The organism is Bradyrhizobium sp. 190, from assembly GCF_023073415.1.
Taxonomy (GTDB): domain Bacteria; phylum Pseudomonadota; class Alphaproteobacteria; order Rhizobiales; family Xanthobacteraceae; genus Bradyrhizobium.
The window spans coordinates 1-18195 of record NZ_JADPJL010000071.1 but is presented as its reverse complement, the minus strand read 5'-3'; the positions used below and the strand labels follow the sequence as shown (position 1 = coordinate 18195).

The window sequence follows — 18195 nt, the reverse complement described above, 5'->3', positions numbered from 1 at the left end:
GCGCGATGGGCGAGGCAAAATTCCTGCTGCGCGATGCCGCAGATCTGGCGGCGGCTGTGCCGTCGGAAGTCGAGCGCAAGCTGACGGTGCCGGAGCTGTTGTGGAATGATGGCTTCGTCCGAAAATCCGTGATCATCATCTTCCTCGCAGTGGCGTGGGAAATCTACGGCACCATCCTCGACAATCCGCTGCTGTTTCCGACCTTCCACGACACGATTCTGACGATGTTCGACAAGGTACGCGACGGAACCATTCCGATGCGCGCCTGGGCATCGCTGAAGGTGCTGTTCATGGGCTATGCCGCCGGCATCACCCTCGCGGCGATCTTCACCATTCTCGCGATCTCGACCCGGATCGGCACGGATTTCCTCGAAACCATCACGGCGATGTTCAATCCCTTGCCGGCGATCGCGCTGCTGCCGCTGGCGCTGATCTGGTTCGGACTCGGCAATGGCAGCCTCGTCTTCGTGCTGATCCATTCGGTGTTGTGGCCGGTCGCGCTCAACACCCATTCCGGCTTCAAGAGCGTCTCGAACACGCTGCGCATGGTCGGCCGCAATTACGGCCTGCGCGGCCTGCCCTATGTCGCCCGCATTCTGATCCCCGCCGCTTTCGGTTCGATCCTGACCGGCCTGAAGATCGGCTGGGCGTTTGCCTGGCGCACGCTGATCGCCGCCGAACTCGTGTTCGGCGTATCGTCGGGGCAGGGCGGTCTCGGCTGGTTCATTTTCGAAAACCGCAATCTCCTGGATATTCCCGCAGTGTTCGCCGGCCTGTTGACGGTGATCGTGATTGGCCTGATCGTGGAAAACCTGATCTTCCGCACGATCGAGCGCAACACCGTCCAGAAATGGGGTACCCAGTCATGACCAACAAGAAGAACCCCGACGACCTCCGCAGCGCGCGCTGGTTCGCGCCCGACGATCTCCGCGCCTTCGGCCACCGCTCGCGGGCGATGCAGATGGGATATGCGCCGGAGGAATGGAAGGGCCGGCCTGTCATCGCGATCCTCAATACCTGGTCGGACGCGCAGCCCTGCCACATGCACTTCAAGAGCCGTGTCGACGACGTCAAGCGCGGCATCCTGATGGCGGGCGGTTTTCCGATGGAGTTGCCGGCGCTGTCGCTATCGGAATCGTTCCTGAAGCCGACCACGATGCTCTACCGCAACATGCTGGCGATGGACGCCGAGGAATTGTTGCGCGGCCACCCCGTTGATGGCGTCGTGCTGATGGGCGGCTGCGACAAGACCACGCCGGGTCTTCTGCTTGGCGCCACCAGCATGAATCTGCCGACGATCTATCTGCCGGCGGGGCCGATGCTGCGCGGCAACTGGAAGGGCAAGACGCTGGGCTCAGGCTCGGACGCCTGGAAATACTGGGACGAGCGGCGCGCCGGAAAGATCTCTGACAAGGACTGGGTCGACGTCGAAGCCGGCATCGCCCGCAGCTACGGCACCTGCATGACCATGGGCACGGCGTCCACCATGACGGCGATTGCGGAATCGATCGGCATGACGTTGCCGGGCGCGTCCTCGATTCCCGCCGCCGATGCCGGCCATATCCGCATGGCGTCGGAATGCGGCCGCCGCATTGTCGAGATGGTGTGGGAGGATCTGACGCCGGAGAAGATTCAGACCCGAAAAGCCTTCGAGAACGCGATCACGGTGGCGATGGCGATGGGCTGCTCGACCAACGCGATCATCCATCTGATCGCGCAGGCCCGCCGAGCCGGCCAGGACATCGGGCTTGACGATTTCGAGAAGGCGAGCCGCAAGGTGCCTGTGATCGCCAATGTGCGGCCGAGCGGCGACAAATATCTGATGGAGGATTTTTTCTATGCCGGCGGCCTGCCGGGCCTGATGAGCCGCATCAGGGAGCATCTGCATCTTGACGTCATGACGGTGACCGGCCAGACGCTCGGCGACAACATCGCGCGCGCCGAAGTCTACAATGACGACGTCATTCGTACAGTGAAGCATCCGATCTATGCCGAAGGCGCGCTTGCCGTGCTGAGGGGCAACCTCGCGCCCGATGGCTGCGTGATCAAGCCGAGCGCCTGCGAGCCGCGCTTCCTTAAGCACACCGGACCGGCGCTGGTGTTCGATGATTATCCCTCTATGAAGAAGGCGATCGACGATCCCAATCTCGATGTCACCGCCGATCACGTCCTGATCCTACGCAACGCCGGACCGCAGGGCGGCCCCGGCATGCCGGAATGGGGCATGCTTCCGATCCCGACCAAACTGGTGAAGCAGGGCGTGCGCGACATGGTGCGGCTGTCGGACGCGCGCATGAGCGGCACCAGCTATGGTGCCTGCATTCTGCATGTCTCGCCGGAATCCTATATCGGCGGACCGCTGGCGCTGGTGCGCAACGGCGACAAGATCACGCTTGATGTCAACGGCCGCACTATCAACCTCGATGTGCCGGAGGCCGAACTCGCAAAACGCCGCGACGAATGGAAGGCGCCAGAGCCGCGCTACGAGCGCGGCTATGGCTGGATGTTCACCAAGCATATCAAGCAGGCCAATGAAGGCTGCGATTTCGATTTTCTGGAGACTGGGTTTGGTAAGCCGGTGGAGGAGCCTTCGATCTACTAGCCGTCGTTCCGGGGCGCACGAAGTGCGAACCCGGAACCTCGAGATTCCGGGTTCGATGCTGACGCATCGCCCCGGAATGACCGCCAAACAAAAAGCATCACAGGGGAGGACGACCAATGAACATGACCCGACGCAATCTGCTCGCAGGGGCGGGTGCCGCTGCTGCTTCGACACTGCTGGCCCGCGCCGCCGGCGCGCAATCGTTCCCGTTCGCGCCGAACCAGCGCTACCCCGACCCGGCCGTGCAGATTCTCGATCCGAGCTTTGCAAAGTACCGGATCTATTCCTCGACGGTCGAGCAGGTCGCCACCGGCATGCGCTGGGCCGAAGGGCCGGCATACTTCCCCGAAGGCGGCTATCTCCTGTACTCCGACATTCCCAACAACCGCATCATGAAGTTCGACGAGAAGACCAACCAGACCAGCGTCTTCCGCGCCAACGCCAACTATGCCAACGGCAACGCGCGCGACCGCCAGGGCCGGCTCGTGACCTGCGAGCATTCGGTCACCCGCCGCGTCACGCGCACGGAGAAGGATGGCAAGATCACCGTGCTGGCCGACAAGTTTGAGGGCAAGCGGCTGAACGCGCCGAACGACATCGTGGTGAAGTCAGACGACACGATCTGGTTCACCGATCCGCTGTTCGGCATCAATGGCGAGTGGGAAGGCAAGAAGGAAAAGCCCGAGCAGGCCACCACCAACGTCTATCGCCTGACCAAGGACGGCAAGCTGACCGCGGTCATATCAGATATCGTCAATCCCAACGGGCTGGCGTTCTCGCCGGACGAGAAGAAGCTTTATGTCGTGGAGTGGAAGGGCACGCCGAACCGCAGCATCTGGAGTTTCGACGTCAATGACGACGGTACGGTGGGCGGCAAGACCAAGCTGATCGACGCCGCCGACCAGGGCGCGCTCGACGGTTTCCGTGTCGATCGCGACGGCAATCTGTGGTGCGGCTGGGGCTCCAACGGCGCGCTGCAATCGGAACCGACGGACGTCGGCAGCCGAAAAGTGTTCCAGCTCAAGGGCAAGTCGGAGGATCTCGACGGCGTCATGGTATTCAGCCCCGCCGGCAAGCCGCTCGCCCATATCCGCCTGCCGGAGCGCTGCGCCAATCTCACCTTCGGCGGCCCGAAGAACAATCGCCTCTATATGACGAGCTGCCACTCGGTCTACGCGCTGTATGTGGAGTCCCACGGCGCGGTTTGAGTAGCGCGTCATTCCGGGCGCGAATGCGCACGCCTGGAATGACGATCAACTGGGATAAAGAAAATGACAGAACTGAGCGACGCCACCCGCAACAAGCTGAAGACAGTTTCCACCGCCACCGTCGCCACTGCGCTGTTCAAGCGCGGCTTCCGCATCCAGATGATCCAGGACGTGCACCCGCTCGGTCCCGATCAACCGGTGCTGGTCGGCGAAGCCTTTACGCTGCGCTACATGCCGGCGCGCGAGGATCTCAACAAGATCGACGTGTTTCGTGATCGCGCCCACCCGCAGCGCAAGGCGATCGAGGATTGCCCGCCCGGCGCGGTGCTGGTGATGGACAGCCGCAAGGACGCGCGCGCGGCGTCCGCCGGCGCCATCCTGGTGACGCGGCTGATGCAGCGCGGCTGCGCCGGCGTGATCACCGATGGCGGCTTTCGCGACTCCGCTGAGATCGCGGCTCTCGGCTTTCCCGCCTATCACCACCGCCCAAGCGCGCCGACCAACCTGACGCTGCATCAGGCGATCGAAATCAACGTCCCGATCGGCTGCGGCGACGCTCCGGTATTTCCCGGCGACGTCATCCTCGGCGACAGCGACGGCGTGATCGTGATCCCGGCGCATCTGGTGGATGAGATTGCCGACGAGGCGGTCGAGATGACCGCGTTCGAGGATTTCGTGACGGAGGAAGTCCGCGGTGGCCGCAGCATTTTGGGGCTTTATCCCGCGACCGACCCGCAGACGCTGACGGATTTTGCTGAGTGGCGAAAGAAGAACGGGCGGTGACTCGCGATCGTCTTTCCGCTGTCGTCCCGGGCCGGTGGCCCGGCTCTGCGGCGCCGGCTGCGAGCCCGCACCGCGTCCGGTCGTGATCAGGAAGCGCGCAGGCAAGATTGTACAAGAAGCGCTCCATCTCCGGCACGAGCCGCTCTTGTCGGAAGCCCGCTTTCGACAATACGCGCTGTGATGCGACATTGTCCGGATGAGCGAAAGCACGCAGCACCGGCCAGTGCGTCTGTCTTCTCGCGATAACAACGCAGTGTAGCGCCAGTTCGGTCGCATAGCCTTTGCCCCACGCCTGTGGAGCAAGGAAGTACCCGACTTCGGGGCCCCAGCCCGGATCGAAGGGGTCCTCATAGAGGCCGCCAAAGCCAACCGTAGAACTCGTTTCTTGCTCGATGATGACCCAGGGCGCGCAGCCGATGCGCCGCCGCTGCCGCTCATGTGCGGCGAGATAGCGCCGGCAGTCGCGCAGCGATTTCTGCCGCGTCGTGTATTGCATTGCCGTCGCATCGCCCAAGAATTCGAACAGAGACTCTGCGTCCGCCAGACGTGGCGGCCGGAGCAGCAGGCGTTCGGTTTCGAGCAGCATCGGAGGAGAGTAGCTCCTCCAGATCGCAATTTGAAATCGGATATTTGTGTCGTCCCTAATCCGGCTCTGCGGAGCAGCGTTGCACGCTGCACCGCGTCCGGGACACGAGTGCCTTAAACCTCCGCCTTCTCCGCCAATCCCACCGCCCACAGCGCGAACGCATAGGCGATCGCCACTTCATCCAGCCGGTTGAAGCGCCCCGACGCGCCGCCATGTCCCGCGCCCATGTTGGTGCGCAGCAGTACCGGGCCGCCGCCGCTCATGGTGGGGCGCAGGCGCGCGATCCATTTCGCCGGTTCCCAATAGGTGACGCGCGGATCGGTCAGCCCGCCCATCGCCAGGATGGCGGGATACTCCTTTGCCGCGAGATTGTCGTAGGGCGAGTACGACAAAATGGTGCGGAAATCCTTTTCGCTTTCGATCGGATTGCCCCATTCGGGCCATTCCGGCGGTGTCAGCGGCAGCGTGTCGTCGAGCATCGTATTCAAGACGTCGACGAACGGCACCTCGGCGACGATGCCGGCGAACAATTCGCCTGATCGATTGGCGACCGCGCCCATCAGCATGCCGCCGGCGCTGCCGCCATGGCCCACGATGCGCTTTGCGCTGGTGTATTTCGCATCACACAGGGCGCGCCCTGCTGCTGCGAAATCATCGAACGAATTCGTCTTCTTCTCGCGCTTGCCATCGAGGTACCAGCCCCAGCCCTTGTCGGCTCCCCCTCTGATATGCGCGATGGCATAGACGAAACCGCGATCGACCAGCGACAGCCGGTTCGCCGCAAACGAAGCCGGCATCGCCATGCCATAGGAGCCATAGCCGTAGAGCAGCAGCGGCGCGCGGCCCTCGCGCACCAGGTCTTTCCGATGAAGGATCGAGACCGGCACTAACGCGCCGTCATGCGAAGTCGCCATGATGCGCGTGGTGACATAGTCGGCAGGATTGTGGCCGGACGGTATCTCCTGCCGCTTGCGCAACACCCGCGCCCGCGTGGCCATGTCGTAATCATAGACTTCCGCCGGCGTCGTCATCGACGAATAGGAAAACCGTAAATTCGTGGTTTCGAACTCGTAGCTGCCCATGGTGTCGAGCGAGTAGGCGGCCTCGTCGAAGGCGATGGCGTGCTCTTCGCCCGTCTCGAGATCGCGGATGATGATCGCGGGCAGCGCGTTCGCGCGCTCCAGCCGCACCATGTGGCCGGCATAGAGCTCGACATCAAGCACATAGACGCCTTCCCTGTAAGGAATGAGATCGCGCCAGTTGCCGCGCTCAGGTGCGGCAAGCGGCGCGGTGACCACCTTGAAGTCGATGGCGTCGTCCGCATTGGTGAGAATGAACAGTTCATCGCCGCGGTCGGCGAGCGAATACTGCACGCCTTCCTCGCGCGCCGCGACCAGCCGCGGCGGCGCGTCGGGATGTTCGAGGTCGATTAACCGCTGCTCCGATGTCTCGTGATCACCGCCGGCGATGACGCAGAAGCGACCGGAAGAACTCTCATGCAGATGGGTGAACCAGCCGGAGTCCTTCTCCTCGTAGACCAGCACATCGTCGGCCTGTAGGGTGCCGAGCTTATGGCGCCAGACCTGCATCGGGCGGTGGTTGTCATCGAGCTTGACGTAGAAGAAACTGTTGCAATCCTTGCTCCAAACAATGCCGCCGTCGGTCTCCTCGACGAGGTCGTCGCGATCGGTGCCATTCGCCCAATCGCGAACGCGGATCGAAAAGTATTCCGAGCCTTTGGTGTCGGCGCTCCACGCCTGCAGTTTGTGGTCATGCGAATGCCGCGCGCTGCCGAACTTGAAGTATTCGTGATTCGCGGCGAGTGCATCGCCGTCGAGCACGATCTGCACGTCGCCGCCATCGCGCGGCGTGCGCCCGAACAGTTCATGCTGCCCGCCCTCGCGGAATTTCCGCAAATAGGCAAACGGGCCATCCGGCGCGGGCACGCTGGAATCATCTTCCTTGATCCGCCCGCGCATTTCCGCAACCAGCTTCTTCTGCAACGGCGCGGTATGGCCGAGCAGGCTTTCGGTGTAGTCGTTTTCCGCTTCCAGATATTTTCGGATATCCGGATCCAGGATCGAGGGATCGCGCAGCACTTCCTGCCATCTGGCGTCTTTCAGCCATGCATAATCGTCCGTCACCGTGATGCCGTGCGTGGTGAAGGAATGCGGGCGGCGCGGCGCGATCGGTGGCGACAGGGCAGGCTTTTTGGTGGCGGCTTGGGTCACGCGGTCCTCATATGGCTCAATGATTGAGCCTTATATCGGGGCGAATGTGGCGGATTACCAGATGGACCGAACTGTAGGGTGGGCAAAGCGAAGCGTGCCCACCATCTATCGCCGAATCGTAACGTGAATGGTGGGCACGCTTCGCTTTGCCCACCCTACGATCCTCTAATTATTCCGCAACCTCGCCGCGGCGCCGCCCCCGAATACCGGGATCCGGTTCACCGCGAGCACCACCGTAAAGGTGATCACCAGCATGGCGATGCCGAGCACCGAAATGGCGGCGAGGTCGCCGCTTTCGTTGAGGTCGTAGATCAGCACCGACAGCACCTTGGTCTGCGAGGTGAACAGCACGATTGCCGCGGACAGTTCGCGCATCACGCCGATGAAGATGAAGCACCAAGTCGCGATTACGCCGGTGCGCAGCAAGGGCGCGGTGATCTGGCGCAGCGTCTGCAGCCGCGTCGCGCCGAGGATGCGGCTGGCGTCTTCGAGCTCGGGGTGGATGGTCGCGAATGCGGCCTGCAATTGCTGATAGGCCGAGGGGAGATTGATGGTGAGGAATGCCACCAGCAGGATCCACAGCGTGCCGTAGAGCACGAAGGGTGGCCGCGTGTAGCTCAGGAACAGCCCGACGCCGAGCACGATGCCCGGGATGGCGATCGGCGCCGTGGCCAAAAAGCCAAGCACGCGATGGCTCGCGATCACGCGGCGCGTCGTGACATAGGCGACCACCAGCGCGAGCATGGTGCCGATGGTCGCGGTCGATGCGCCCAGGATCACGGTATTTTTCAGCGCGAGCTGGGTCGACGACAATTCGGTGAAGACGAACACGATGTTGTGCAGGGTCGCCGTCGATGGCGTCACCAGCGTGGTCGCGTTCGGTGAGAACGCTGCGTTGAGCAGCGCGAAATAGGGCAGGAACACCGGATTGAGCAGCACGATGAGGCAGAACGCCAGCGCCGCCCAGCGCCATCCCTTCATTTCGATCGGACGCGGCGCGCCGTATTTGCCGCCGACCACGGAGAAGCCGCGGCGGCCGAGCAGGAATTTTTGGCCCTGCAGCAGCAGGATCGTCAGCAGCAGCAGCGGCACGGCGGCCGCAGCCGCAAGTTCGAGTTTTGGCGGATACTGGAACAGGCTCCAGATTTTCGTCGTCATGGTGTGGAAGCCCGCCGGCAACGCCAGGATCGCGGGCGATCCGAACAGCGTCATCGCCTGCAGGAAGGCGATCAGCGCGCCGGCGACCAGCGCGGGCAGCGCCAGCGGTATCGTAACGCGCCGCGCCGTGGTCCAGGCCTTGCCGCCGAGAATGGCGGAGGCGTCTTCCAGTTCGCCCGGCATGTTGTCGAGCGCGTTGGCGACCAGTACGAAGACGAACGGGAAGGTGTAGCAGGAGATCACGAAGATCAGCCCGGGCAGCGAATAGATGTTGAACAGAGGATCTTCGGCGCCGGTGAGATAGCGATAGAGCTGGTTCAGCATGCCGCTGTTCGGCGCCGCCAGCAATTCCCAGGCGACCGCGCCGAGAAACGGCGGCGTCACGAACGAAGCCGTCACCAGCGCGCGGATGGTCTGCCGCCCCGGCATGTCGGTGCGCGACACCAGCCAGCCGATCGGTGCGGCAACGATGCAGCAGATCACCGCCGAGGAGGTGGCGATGATCGCGGTGGTCAGCAGCGGATCGAGAAAGGCGGGGTCGGTAAAAAGCGTGACGAAATTCTGCAGCGTCGGGTGCCGTGCCTTGTCCGTGAAGGCGTACATCATCGGCCACGACATCGGCAGCACGATCAGCACGATCATGAAGGCCGCGAACAGCCACAGCACCGGCTTGGTCCAGTCGATGCGGGATTTTGGGGTGTCGGTGGTTGCTGCGATAGTCATTTGATCCACAGGCAAGGTGTTCTCCTCATCCTGAGGAGCGGCGTCTTCGCCGCGTCTCGAAGGATGAAAGCCACGGTGGCCTCATGGTTCGAGACGGCGCTTCGCGCCTCCTCACCATGAGGAGATAGTTCAAACCCTGAACAGCCGCGCATAGCGCGTCTTGATCTCTTCGGTCATCTTCTCGACGCCTTCGGCATCTTCCTTCATCAGCTTGATGTCCGAAATCTTCCGCCGTCCGGGCTTCGATTGCACCTGCGCGTGAACCGAATACTGCGCGGTGAAGTCGATGAAGAATTGCTGGGTCTGCCGCGTATGCAGCCAGGCCTGGAACAGTTTTGCGGCATTGGGATGCTGCGCCGTCTTGAAGATGCCGGTCGGTCCGGAAATCGTCGGCGTGCCCTCGACAGGGTAGACCGGCTCGACCGGCTGGCCGGCTTCCTTCAGCAGCACGATGCCGTATTCGTTGCCGTCGGCCATCACGGCGCGCTCGCCGAGTGACAGCTTCTTCGGCGGATCGGTCGACGACTGCACCTGCATCACGCGCTGCTTTGAAAGCTTTTCCATGTACTCCCAGCCGAGTTCGCGCACCATCTGGAACGTCGCGGTCATGATGGTGCCGCTATAGGCGGGATGTCCCTTCACCATCTTGCCCGTCCATTTGGGATCGAGCAGGTCGGCAAAGCTCTTCGGCGCATCCTCCGGCTTGACGAGGTTGGTGTTGTAGGCAATCGACGACAGCCAGACGCGCGAAGTCGCGAACATGCCGTCGGGATCGCGATAGCTTTCCGGAAAATGTTTTGCGACGTCCTCGGGCACGAACGGCATCAGCCAGCCGTTTTTCTTCCAGACGATGAAGTGCGAGGCGTCGGAGGAGTTGACGATGTCGGCGGCGCGAATGTTGCTGGCAAATTCCTGGTCGATCCGCTGGAACAACCGCTCCGAGCCGGAACGTTCGATCTGAATGGTGATGCCGGGATAGGCGGCTTCGAACGCCTTGCCGAGCTTTTCGCCGACCGGCAAGTCCATCGAGGAATAGAAGATCAGTTTGCCTTCCTTCTTCGCCGCCTCCACCAGCGCCGGCGTGATCGCGACCGGCTCCGGCGCCTGGCCGCGAACGGGGGAGGCGAATACGGATCCGGCCGCCAGCGCCACTGAGCCTTGCAGGATGTCGCGCCGCGAAAGTTTTCGTCCCTTCATCGCGTCCTCCCGTTTCTTTTTGTTTACCGGCTCAGCGCCCGGCAGCGTTCGGGCGGGAGCGTCAGCCAGACCTCGCTGCCCTTTTGCACGTTGGTTTCGGTCGGCGTGGTCGCGCGCAAACTGGTGCCGTCGGCCACCTCGACCATGTAGTCGCGCGCGGCGCCGAGATAGACCTGCCGCGTGACGACCGCCCTGATCGCATTCTCAGGCGAAGCCGGCGCCTGCGTGGATAGCCCGATATCGTGCTGGCGGATTGCGACCACGGCGTCCTGGCCTGCCGTGAGCGGCGCGCCGACCACCTTCAACGTCGCGTCAGCAAAGGAAATATGGTTGGCGTCACGCGCGGTGCCCTTGATGACGTTGCTGGCGCCGATGAAGCGGGCGACGAATTCGGATTCGGGTCGGGCGTAGATGTCTTCGGGCGTGCCGAGCTGGTCGATCCTGCCGCCATTCATCACGGCGATCATGTCGGCCGTGGTCATGGCCTCGGACTGGTCGTGGGTGACATAGACGGTGGTGTAGCGATATTCGTCATGCAGGCGGCGGATTTCGAACCGCATCTCCTCGCGCAGATTTGCATCGAGATTGGAGAGCGGTTCGTCAAGCAGCAGCGTTTCGGGTTCGACGATCAGCGCGCGCGCCAGCGCCACCCGCTGCTGCTGCCCGCCGGAGAGTTCGCCGGGATAACGTTGCGCCAGCGCCTCAAGCTTGGTCGTGGCCAAAATCGCCCCGAGTTTTTTTGCAATGGTGTCGCGGTCGAGTTTACGCAGGCGCAGGCCGTAGACGATGTTTTCGGTCACCGTCATGTGCGGCCACAGCGCGTAGCTCTGAAAAATCATCGACATGCTGCGCTGCTCGGGCGGCAGCGTGTGCGCCCTCGACGACACCAGGCGCTCGCCGACATGTATCTCGCCGTCGGATGGCTCCAGGAAGCCCGCGATCAGCCGCAGCGTCGTGGTCTTGCCGCAGCCGGAGGGCCCGAGCAGGCAGACCAGGTGTCCATGGTCGATTTTCAATGAGACGTTATCGACCACCGCAAGCGAGCCAAATCGCTTGGTCAGGCCGCGCAATTCAACGGACGCCAATCGCCTCACTCCCACCCTTGTTCTTGCACGGATCAGCGCCCGGCTTGGTATGCCAGTATACGGACAAAAACGGGATGGGAAAGGGAGTTGAGTTGGAAACGATGTCGTCCGCCTCATGCGCAATTGCGCACGGGCCGTCACCACGATTTCACATTGTGAGAGACGCTGGCAGTAGGATGGGTGGAGCGAAGCGATACCCATCGTTGCTGTCGTGATGGGTATCGCTTCGCTCCACCCATCCTACAAGCGATGCATGTCGGGGCTTACGCCCCGACGCTCTCGCCGAGATATTCGATCGCGGCTTCGGTTCCGCCCTTGCCGTGCGGGATGCCGAGCGCATTGAGGCCGACCTCGACGACGCCGAGCGTGCCCAGGACCATCGGCGCATTCACGTGGCCCATATGGGCGATGCGAAAAGCCTGACCGGAGAGCTCACCGATCCCGGTGCCGAGCACCACGCCGCATTTTTCCTTGCAGTAACGCTGCAGCGCGGCCGGATCGAAGCCGTTCATCGTCACCGTCGTCACCGTGTTGGAGCGCTCATTGGCTTCCGCGATGTTGAAGCCGATCACCTGACCCTCGCTCCAGACGGCGACCGCGCGGCGCACCGCTTCGGCGAGCAGGCTGTGGCGCAGATGCGCGTTCTCCAACCCTTCCGCATGCAGCATGTCGATCGCCTTGCGCAGCGCGAACAGCAAATGCACCGGCGCGGTGCCGGCATATTTGCGGTAGTGCTCAGCTCCTTCGCGTTCGGTCCAGTCCCAATAGGGCGTGCGCAGATTGGCGCGTCTGTGCACTTCGCGGGCGCGGTCGTTGGCGGCGACAAAGCCCAGGCCCGGCGGCGTCATCAGGCCCTTCTGCGAGCCGGACATCGCGACATCGATGCCCCATTTGTCCATCTCGAACGGCATGCAGCCGAGCGAAGCCACGGTGTCGACCATGAACAGCGCCGGATGCCCCGTCGATTTGATCGCCTTGCCGATCGCTTCGATGTCGTTATAGGCGCCTGACGCAGTATCGACCTGCACAGCTACGATCGCCTTGATGCTGTGGTCCTTGTCCTGCCGCAGCCGCGCCTCGACCTCGGCGGGACGGATCGCGCGGCGCCAGTCGCCCCTGAGCACCTCGACCTCGGCGCCCATCGCCGCTGCCGCCTGACCCCAGCCGATCGCAAAGCGTCCGCTTTCCAGCACTAGGAGCTTGTCACCGCGCGACAGCACGTTGGAAAGCGTCGCTTCCCACGCGCCATGGCCGTTGGCGATGTAGATGTAGGATTGGCCCTTGGTGGCGAACAGTTTTGACAGATCGGCGAGCAGGCTGTCGGTCAATTCCAGCATCTGTTCGGAATAGATATCGAGCGCCGGGCGATGCATCGCCTGCAGCACTTCGTCGGGCATGGTGGTAGGTCCGGGGATGGCCAGAAATTCCCGGCCCGCGCGAACGGTCATTTGTTGGTTTTCCTTATGGGTAAGCACGCGGAATCGAAGCGCTTGTGGTTGGGCTGGATAATATGTGATCGAAACCGTCATTGCGAGCGCAGCGAAGCAATCCAGAGCCGCAAAAAGAGTTGATTGCACTCATTGCTCCGCTCCCGGGAGTAAGGATGCCGGCTTATTTCCCCACCACATTTGCGATCGCGCGCCAGATCTGGTCCTTCAATTCGGTCGCCGGCGGGCTCGGGATCGTCACCGCCGGCCCCTCGCGCTTCTTGCAGGCCTCGACCAGCCGCAGCACCCAGATTTCGCCGTCGGTGTAATAAAGATCGCCGCCGCCGTTGTGGCCGGCAATGGTCGGCCCAATGCCGGTGACCTGGTATTTCGCCTCGACCATGCCGGCATTCTCCAGATCGGCCGCAAGAAGCGCGCGCTCGGCATCGAGATCGGGACTGATGTGGTGCGTCACGGCCGCTGTGTATTTGCTGAGGCCGACGCCGCGATCCTGCGTCGCCGCTCCGAGCCAGACCGGGCGCTTCTCCGCGCCGCTCTCCAGCACCTTCCAGTAGCGCACATGGTTGCGGCGGTCGGCGCTGGTCCCGATCGGCTTTTCATAGGCGAGATCCTCGCGACGGCCGATATAATAGAGATTGCTCACCGGCGCGTCCTTGTAGGGACGGTCCAGCAGCACGCTGCCGATGATCTCGATCGAGGATTTCAGCGTGATGCGGTCGGCGGGATACCAGCCCGCCGCGTGCATCGCGCACACCACGTCGCCGATGTCGCCGATCAGCCCGACATTCATGGGATCGCCGGGAATGCCCTGCCCGGTGCGCGTCACCATCGGTAATTGGGCGAGACCTTTTTGATGTTCGTAATGGGTCCAGAACAACGGCAGTATCAGATATGCGAAGGCACCGTAGACGATGACAACGATCAGCAAAATCCAAGCCGCGCGCTTCCACCGCCAACGCTTCGGCTTGACCGGGGATTGCGCGCCATCGGTGTCGGTCACATCCAGCGCTCCGCGATATCAGGCCGAAGGGTAGCACGTCTGGGCTGTGGTGCTACCGCCTCGTCTCGCGGCAGCCGGCGGCTTCGGCTTCCTCGACCGAGCAGAACCAGCGCGTGCCCTTTGAGATCTTCATCTCGATCTTCGCATACCAGCGGCTCGTCGGCTGATGATAGATGCACTCGCCGGACCGGTTGACGTTGCCCTTGATGGTGCAGTCGGGCGAAGGCGCGACCGGGCCGGATGCCGAGGCCAGCAGGATCGCCCTGGCATTCTCCGGCGGCTTGACCGCGCCGAGGATCGCCGTCTTCTTGTTGCGGACGCGCCAATCCCATGGCGCGATGAACGCCCCTTGCCACATCCCCGCCTTGGCCTCGCGCGCGGCTTTCTCGTCTGCCTCATAGTCGCGCGAGATCCGCGTAGCCGCCAGCGCCCAGCCGTTTGACACCAGCCATTTCTGGATGTCCTCGCCGTCGGCCTGGCAGCGCGCGACGGTGCGGCCGCGGCGATCGGTGACCGCCCTGGTCTGGCAGGTCCAGCTCTTGCCACCGAAGCGTTTGATCAGTTCATCGCGCGCGGCCGCGCCGCAGGTCCAGCGCTCGCCCTTGGTGTTGAGGCAGAGCTGATCGACCGCCGGCGCGTCGATGCCGCCCAAACGAATGCGGCTGTTGCCGATCTGGAGCTGATCGCCTTCGCGGATTTTCGGAACGCCGGTGATGTCGGCCGCCTGCGCGATGGCGGGGAGCGACAGCAGCAAAAGGGCGGACAGCAATTTCAGCAATTTCATCGGCAGTCCCGGCGAAATGATGCGGATAGTGCGGACAATGGGGCCATCTTGCCAGTGCCGTAGCGTCGCATCGCTTTCAACTTCCTGTCATTGCGTGGCACGTCGTAGCCCGGATGGAGCGAAGCGCAATCCGGGACAGTTACACAAGGCGGTTACAGTTTTCCCGGATTTCGCTACGCTCCATCCGGGCTACGCTACTTCGCAAGCATCGGAATCGTAGGGTGGGCAAAGGCGCGCTTGCGCCGTGCCCACCACTTCTTGCTCGGAGCGCAATGGTGGGCACGCTTCGCTTTGCCCACCCTACGGCTTCACCATCGCCTGCCGCGCCAGCGCCAATCCCATCAGCACAAACGCCGACGTCACCTCGGGCCCGCCGACCAGAATCCGCGTCGGCGTCTTCATCTTATTCCATTCATAGGCCTTGTACGGCCCATGCCTGCCGCCTTCGCCGAGCTGGGCTGTGATGCAGTTGATCGCCGGCGCGAACGCTTTCACATCCGCGCCGAGATGCGCCAGCGCCATCAGCGCCAGCGCGGCGTCGAACGGGTTCATCTCGCGCGCGATCAATTCTCCTTCGACATAGGCCAGCACGCGAACGCGGATGAACTCGAACGTGCCGTCGGGATCGATCGCCTGCCGCGCTGGCGCCGGCAATGCCATGAACGCGGCATGGCAGCGGCCGAAATAGGCGGAGTAGAGTTCCGGCAAATAATAAATATGCGAGCGCGGATTTCTGAACGCGCCGCTTTCGACCAGCCGCCGCTGGAAGCCCAGGATGCGATGCACCGTCTCCAGACGCGAAGGCGTTTCCAGGATCTTCCAGCGCGAAAGGTTGCGGAACGAGACTTCGAGAATGTCGAGATTGAGGGTGGGATCGAGGTCGTTGCCGTAGGGCCGCTCGCCCTCGAGATTGTCGATCCAGGTGACGACGCCGCCCTCGTAATCGATGTTGTCGTTCAAGGGCACGGTGACGCGCGGCTCGTTGGCGCCCTCGCGCACCTGATAGCCGCGGTAGAAATCCAGCAGCGGCTGGTCGAGGATCGAATCGGTCGAACCGGCCTGGGTAGCCGCCGAGAACGAGCACGCGGTGGTGTCACAGTCAGGCACGTAGATGCCGAAGCCGAGATCCTGCTTGATCTGGGCGAAGAATCGCGAGAAGCGCGGATGCGGCAGCGGCGCCAAGGCCGTGATCACGCGCACCGTCGAGCCATCATGCGAGGGTACTTCCTCGGCTGAGGTCTTCAGGCAGAAATCCACCATGTCCGCTATCGCGCGCCGCGACGCCGCGGCCTCGTCCGCAGACGCCAGCCCGCTCTCGACATAGCTCAAGAGCGCCTCGGTGAAGAACGCGTCGTAATAGGCCGAGCGGTGGCGGATCTGCATCGGCTGCCACATCGGCTCGGCGATCCCCGCCCAGGGCGGGTTGATCAGCGCGCGCGCCGGCGAATGCGCGATGAAGATCCGCGCCAGGCTGAACAACAGCGTAGAATTCTTGTAGCCGCGCGAGTTCAGCCCTGTCAGCGCCATCAGCATTTCGCGTCCGCCCATGTCGGGGTCGCCGATCAGGTTGAAGGCCGCATAAGTCGGGATGAAGCCGTTTTTCGAAAACGAGCCCAGCAGGTGCGCACCGCAGCGGCGGATCACCCGGTCGATCTCGCTTCCGTCAGGCGCCCGGCCACGGGCCGCCACCGGCTGCGGGGCGGGGTGGTGCACACCAATATCGGCCATCAGCTCGGCGATCGGGGCGCCGACCGCGGCCCAGTCCGGCTCGGCCTCGTCGCGCGCCTGCCGGAGCGCTTCCTGCAAGGCGCCGAGTCGCTTTTCGTCCCGCAGCGCGGGTAGCCCGGTCCGCCGCAGCAGCGGCCGCAGCGCCGGATTGCCCAGTGCCGTGCGATAGAACTTGCCGAGGTGGGGGTCGCCGCCGCGGTATTTCAGCAGCACGGGATCGCAGACGTCGTACAGCGAGGGGCCGTCTTTCCGCGCGGTCAGCGCCCGAAATGCGGCGCCGGCGATGGTGTGGAAGCCCATTCAGTTTCTTTCCGCCGGGAACGGTGAAGGGAGGGCCGCGTTGGGCATGGCAACTCGCCCCAAGCGGCCACCGCCGGCCGGATCGGGCCTGCAAGCCCTTGAAAACTATACAAATCAGCGAAAAACACAAATGTGATATAAGTCACTTAACTGAAATTAACCTTCCGCCAGTATGGGCAGCAAGTGGCTCCATGCGGCAAATGAGGTTGTTCGGGAGGGCCCGGCAGGCTAAAAGCCCGGTTGTTGCGGTGCCGCAAATTGAGCGCAATTGGACGGCACACACCCGGCAACCCCTTCAAACCTGAACGGTCCTCACGCGACTAACTGGCGCCGGTCTTGCTTTGGTGCCTTTGGACAAACTTGGGATGGTAACGCGATGAACCTCGGTCAGCTCCGCATCTCCCGACGCAGCCTCACCATTGCCGTTGCGTTTGTCGGCTTGGTGTCGCTCGCGATCGGCGCCCATGCGGCGCTGAACAAGCGCTCGCTCGACGCCGCCAAGGCGATCGGGACCGAGCAGACCGGCTCGATCGGCACGTCGGCCAGCCGCGTTGCGCTGGTAATCGGCAACGGCCATTACCCGGATGCGTCAGCACCGCTGGCCCAGCCCATCAACGATGCCCGCGGCCTCACCGCAGCCCTGCGCGCTAATGGTTTTGACGTCGACGTGGTCGAGGACGCCACCAAGGACGACATGGCCCGCGCCATCGTCCGCCTGAAGGCCAAGATCAAGCCGGATACCGTGGCGATGCTGTTCTTCGGCGGCTATGGCGTCCAGGTGGGCCGCGAGAGTTTCATGATCCCGGTCGATGCCGCGATCTGGAAGGAAGCCGACGTTCGCCGCGACGGCGTCAGCATTGAGCAGGTGCTGGACGCGATGACCGAGAAGGGCGCCAAGGCCAAGCTCGTCGTCGTGGACGCCTCCCGCCGCAACCCCTATGAGCGCCGCTTCCGCTCCTATTCCCACGGCCTCGCCCCGATCTCCGCGCCGGAAAACGCGCTGATCCTGACCTCGGCGACGCCGGGCAAGGTGGCCGATGACGGCAAGGGCCAGTACAGCGTGCTGGTGACCGAGCTCTTGAACAATCTGAATTCGCCGTCCGGCGCGGCAAGCGCCTTCAACAAGACCCGCATCTCCATCTCACGCGCCTCCGACGGCGAGCAGGTGCCGCAGGTGTCGTCGTCGCTGCTGGAAGACGTCCGCATCGGCGGGTGAAGAAGGGCGCTTTAGAGCCGAGACCCCTCCCCAAGGTCGTCCCTGCTTTCGCACTAGCAGATGCACACATCGTGGCTGCGACGGAATGACTCGCTATGTTGATTTGGTCTTCCATGGTGACGAATTGCTGTGATTCTGTGTCTGGC

The 18195-nt window shown here is 63.2% G+C and carries 13 protein-coding genes and 1 pseudogene; 5 read left to right on the top strand and 9 right to left on the bottom strand.

Annotated features, from left to right (window positions below; genetic code table 11):
- The first annotated feature begins 5 nt into the window (after nt 1-5).
- From IVB22_RS37465 to IVB22_RS37450, 4 genes are all read left to right on the top strand, one after another.
- On the top strand, nt 6-869 hold the full coding sequence (locus IVB22_RS37465) for an ABC transporter permease (protein ID WP_247522166.1): 864 nt from the start codon (nt 6-8) through the stop codon (nt 867-869).
- Nucleotides 866-2602 (top strand): L-arabinonate dehydratase, encoded by a 1737-nt coding sequence (gene araD, locus IVB22_RS37460; protein WP_247522165.1) that lies wholly within the window; start codon nt 866-868, stop codon nt 2600-2602. The genes IVB22_RS37465 and araD overlap by 4 nt, the downstream gene beginning before the upstream one ends.
- Nucleotides 2603-2718: 116 nt before the next feature.
- Nucleotides 2719-3810 (top strand): SMP-30/gluconolactonase/LRE family protein, encoded by a 1092-nt coding sequence (locus IVB22_RS37455; protein WP_247522164.1) that lies wholly within the window; start codon nt 2719-2721, stop codon nt 3808-3810.
- A gap of 63 nt (nt 3811-3873) precedes the next feature.
- Nucleotides 3874-4593, top strand: a complete 720-nt coding sequence (locus IVB22_RS37450; protein WP_247522163.1) for a ribonuclease activity regulator RraA — start codon at nt 3874-3876, stop codon at nt 4591-4593.
- 160 nt (nt 4594-4753) lie between these two features.
- On the opposite strand, the pseudogene IVB22_RS37445 reads toward IVB22_RS37450, so the two are convergent.
- The 9 genes and pseudogenes from IVB22_RS37445 to IVB22_RS37405 form a co-directional block, all read right to left on the bottom strand.
- Nucleotides 4754-5179: pseudogene (locus tag IVB22_RS37445) on the bottom strand (GNAT family N-acetyltransferase); the annotation flags it as partial.
- Nucleotides 5180-5292: 113 nt separating this feature from the next.
- Nucleotides 5293-7410 (bottom strand): S9 family peptidase, encoded by a 2118-nt coding sequence (locus IVB22_RS37440; RefSeq protein ID WP_247522162.1) that lies wholly within the window; start codon nt 7408-7410, stop codon nt 5293-5295.
- A gap of 165 nt (nt 7411-7575) precedes the next feature.
- On the bottom strand, nt 7576-9291 hold the full coding sequence (locus IVB22_RS37435; RefSeq protein ID WP_247522161.1) for an iron ABC transporter permease: 1716 nt from the start codon (nt 9289-9291) through the stop codon (nt 7576-7578).
- Between the two features lie 129 nt (nt 9292-9420).
- Nucleotides 9421-10488, bottom strand: a complete 1068-nt coding sequence (locus IVB22_RS37430; RefSeq protein ID WP_247522160.1) for an ABC transporter substrate-binding protein — start codon at nt 10486-10488, stop codon at nt 9421-9423.
- Between the two features lie 23 nt (nt 10489-10511).
- Complete coding sequence (locus tag IVB22_RS37425) at nt 10512-11582, bottom strand: ABC transporter ATP-binding protein (RefSeq protein WP_247522159.1); 1071 nt, start codon at nt 11580-11582, stop codon at nt 10512-10514.
- A 254-nt stretch (nt 11583-11836) separates the two neighbouring features.
- Complete coding sequence (locus IVB22_RS37420) at nt 11837-13021, bottom strand: alanine--glyoxylate aminotransferase family protein (RefSeq protein ID WP_247522158.1); 1185 nt, start codon at nt 13019-13021, stop codon at nt 11837-11839.
- A 163-nt stretch (nt 13022-13184) separates the two neighbouring features.
- Entirely contained in the window at nt 13185-14021 is an 837-nt protein-coding gene (locus IVB22_RS37415; RefSeq protein WP_247522157.1) for an LssY C-terminal domain-containing protein, read from the bottom strand.
- 52 nt (nt 14022-14073) lie between these two features.
- Nucleotides 14074-14805 carry a thermonuclease family protein gene (locus tag IVB22_RS37410; protein WP_247522155.1) on the bottom strand — a complete coding sequence of 244 codons (732 nt, stop codon included), beginning with the start codon at nt 14803-14805 and terminating at the stop codon, nt 14074-14076.
- A gap of 300 nt (nt 14806-15105) precedes the next feature.
- A complete protein-coding gene (locus IVB22_RS37405; protein WP_247522154.1) occupies nt 15106-16833 on the bottom strand; it encodes a hypothetical protein in 1728 nt (575 codons plus the stop codon).
- A 376-nt stretch (nt 16834-17209) separates the two neighbouring features.
- Here IVB22_RS37405 and IVB22_RS37400 point away from each other — a divergent pair, with 376 nt between their 5' ends.
- Entirely contained in the window at nt 17210-18049 is an 840-nt protein-coding gene (locus IVB22_RS37400) for a caspase family protein (protein WP_247522152.1), read from the top strand.
- The last annotated feature ends 146 nt before the right edge of the window (nt 18050-18195 follow it).